The following is a 2,269-nucleotide window of genomic DNA, read 5'->3' as shown; positions in this document are numbered from 1 at the left end:
TTTTGGTGGGCGCACGGCTTGTCGTCCCGATTACGCCGGCAGGCGACTGGATGGGACCTTTAACCAAATGCGCCTGCGGAATGTATTCTTTCGATCGGTTCCAAAATGGTCATATTGTTAGCTACGGGCACGGAGGTGAGGTAGACGATTCGCCACGGGCCATCGGTAGTTACACGAAAGTTGGCTGGAATGTTTACCGGTGGGATGCTCCGTGGAACACGACAGGTCCAATCACTATCAGGCCAGGTTGGTTTTTTACCCGATATGAGGGGATTCATGGTGCGGGATCTGATTGGTGTTGGCGGTATCTTTTGTTCGCCAAAGCTAACCGGATTGTTCGCGAGAGTGAGGCATTGGTGCAGGTGAAGCAGAACAAGAAAAAGGCGGACGACGATCTCAAGACAAAGTAGCGTCCAACCAGGCTACTCCAGTGAACGCGCCGATCGCATCCAGGTTTCAGGTTGAGCGTCCATGTCGGCGCGTCCCTGAGCAGTTTCGTTGGACTGATTACTGATCGAATTGGGGTATGACACGACAGCGGTTTCTAGTGATTCGGACGGAGGCTCCGCGGGGGCTTGATATACCTCCCGAAGATTTGGCGGAACTTGTGGCGAGCTTTAGCACCCAGGAACTCGCAGAGCGGGAGGTGGACCGACTCACGCTCCTGCACGCCGGGGAGCCTTGCCGCTTCTTTTGGCAAGAATGGACGGTGGAGACACTCTGAGGTGCCTCGGTGCAGAAGCGCCGATGTCCAACCAGCCCGATCGAGGACAACCCCGACCAGCCTTTGGATTTGCTCGGCCCGACATGACCATCATAACCTTTAGCAGACTTGCCGATCGTCACCTCACAGGTCGGGGTGCCTCATCGGGAGGTCGTTAGGCCGCTATGAAAGCGTCACGCACAGCTATCGTCGCTTCCACTTTGCCGGGCGTCATGATGCTCGGCTTGTTCTACTCGCTGGCGTTTCACATGCATCGAAGTCTCGGTGGATGGCCGATGTCTATCGGCGAGCGGGACTTTCCTGCTTCGTTGATTGCGCATGCGTATCTCACCACTTATTTCTTCATCGGGCTGATCTGGTTCGGCATGTTTGTTGTGCCTGTGGCGATGCTCGCGTGCTTGCTCCGTCCGAGGTGGAGGCGTTCCCTTCGTTACTGGGCGCTGTATGCTCTCGTGTTTTGCCTTTGTTGGGGACTCATGCAGCTTGCCCCGGAGCCTTTTCTTTACTGGTGGAGAGATTGATATGACATGGCCTAACACGGCCAGTCGATCCAACAGCCCTTAGCTCGCGACTTTTTCACGCCATGCACGTTTCGAACATCATTCACTTCGCCTCTGGCTGTCCGCGGTCTGCGGGCTGTGGCTCACTGGCGAGTCGTTAGGCGACTATGAACCCGCCCTCAATGCAAAAGCCGGTAACCTGCCTTCGGAAGCGATTGGCACAAGTTATCGCCTACTACTTCTTGCTGCTCATCATCATGCTCGGACTGCTCACAGGTTACTTGCGGAGCTTTATGCCTTTTGTGCTTGTCCCTCTCCTTTGGTTTGCTACGCGCCCGAGCTTCCCACTTAAACCGCAACTCCCGGAGCAGGAGTTTAGCCCCATTGAGTGGCGGCTATGGTTCGGTGGGGCAGCCGTATCTGGGTTGATCGTGGTCGTTTGCGCCTACGGTTCTCAGGTTCGAGATGCTCTTGCGTTGCTACAGGCTTTGGCTATTGGCGTGGTGACTTGGGCATTCGTATTCCTGGCTTATCGTGATTGCCGCCGTACCGCTAAGTGTGTCCGAATCGCCTAACAAAATCGTCGACCGAACCACCGCCAGCATCGGGATTCCGGACATGATCACAGTCACTACATCGGCCATTTCGTTGAGCGCCTTCTTACGGCGGCGGTCGCTCACGATTGGTCGTTAGGCCGTTTCGCACGCGCACTTTAATGCCAACACTCAACACAAACATCCCACGGTTCTACTGTTACCTTCGCAAAGAGTTTCTTTACGATGGGCAAGCGCACAACGGCGAGTTCGTCAAGGTATGCGTCTTCGGCGCATCTTCCATCTACGGACGCGCGCTCGGTTTCCACGCACTCACCGAGGACGGGGCGACTTTCTGGCGTTTGCCCATCCTGAGGCGGACCCCGAAAACCGGGCCAGGGGTTAAGCTATGATTGTGGCTGAAGGGTGTGGGTGTTAAACCCAAACCACAGCGACACATAATGAAAGCCAAACGGAAAAGACACGAACCCGAATTCAAGGCCCGCGTAGCC

Annotated in this window: 4 protein-coding genes; all 4 read left to right on the top strand. The window is 55.7% G+C overall.

The genetic code is table 11. The annotated features are described in order from the left end of the window. Window positions 1–526 precede the first annotated feature (526 nt). The 4 genes from JNN07_24410 (at window position 527) to JNN07_24395 (ending at window position 2,170) form a co-directional block, all read left to right on the top strand. The gene (locus JNN07_24410) at window positions 527–724 is read left to right on the top strand and encodes a hypothetical protein (GenBank protein MBL9170898.1); all 198 of its coding nucleotides are present in this window, start codon (window positions 527–529) and stop codon (window positions 722–724) included. Window positions 725–888: 164 nt separating this feature from the next. Beyond that, the gene (locus JNN07_24405; GenBank protein MBL9170897.1) at window positions 889–1,245 is read left to right on the top strand and encodes a hypothetical protein; all 357 of its coding nucleotides are present in this window, start codon (window positions 889–891) and stop codon (window positions 1,243–1,245) included. 146 nt (window positions 1,246–1,391) lie between these two features. Next, window positions 1,392–1,799, top strand: coding sequence for a hypothetical protein (locus JNN07_24400; protein ID MBL9170896.1), 408 nt, complete (start codon window positions 1,392–1,394; stop codon window positions 1,797–1,799). Window positions 1,800–1,939: 140 nt separating this feature from the next. Beyond that, window positions 1,940–2,170 (top strand): hypothetical protein, encoded by a 231-nt coding sequence (locus tag JNN07_24395; GenBank protein ID MBL9170895.1) that lies wholly within the window; start codon window positions 1,940–1,942, stop codon window positions 2,168–2,170. The last annotated feature ends 99 nt before the right edge of the window (window positions 2,171–2,269 follow it).

The sequence above is a fragment of the Verrucomicrobiales bacterium genome, from assembly GCA_016793885.1.
In the GTDB taxonomy this organism is placed as follows: Bacteria; Verrucomicrobiota; Verrucomicrobiia; order Limisphaerales; family UBA11320; genus UBA11320.
The sequence above is the reverse complement of the archived record's forward strand: the minus strand, read 5'-3'. Positions and strand labels throughout refer to the sequence as shown.

Coding starts and splice junctions, on each gene's coding strand:
- JNN07_24400 (MBL9170896.1), top strand. CDS start 1,392: ATGAACCCGCCCTCAATGCAAAAGCCGGTAACCTGCCTTCGGAAGCGA.
- JNN07_24405 (MBL9170897.1), top strand. CDS start 889: ATGAAAGCGTCACGCACAGCTATCGTCGCTTCCACTTTGCCGGGCGTC.
- JNN07_24410 (MBL9170898.1), top strand. CDS start 527: ATGACACGACAGCGGTTTCTAGTGATTCGGACGGAGGCTCCGCGGGGG.
- JNN07_24395 (MBL9170895.1), top strand. CDS start 1,940: ATGCCAACACTCAACACAAACATCCCACGGTTCTACTGTTACCTTCGC.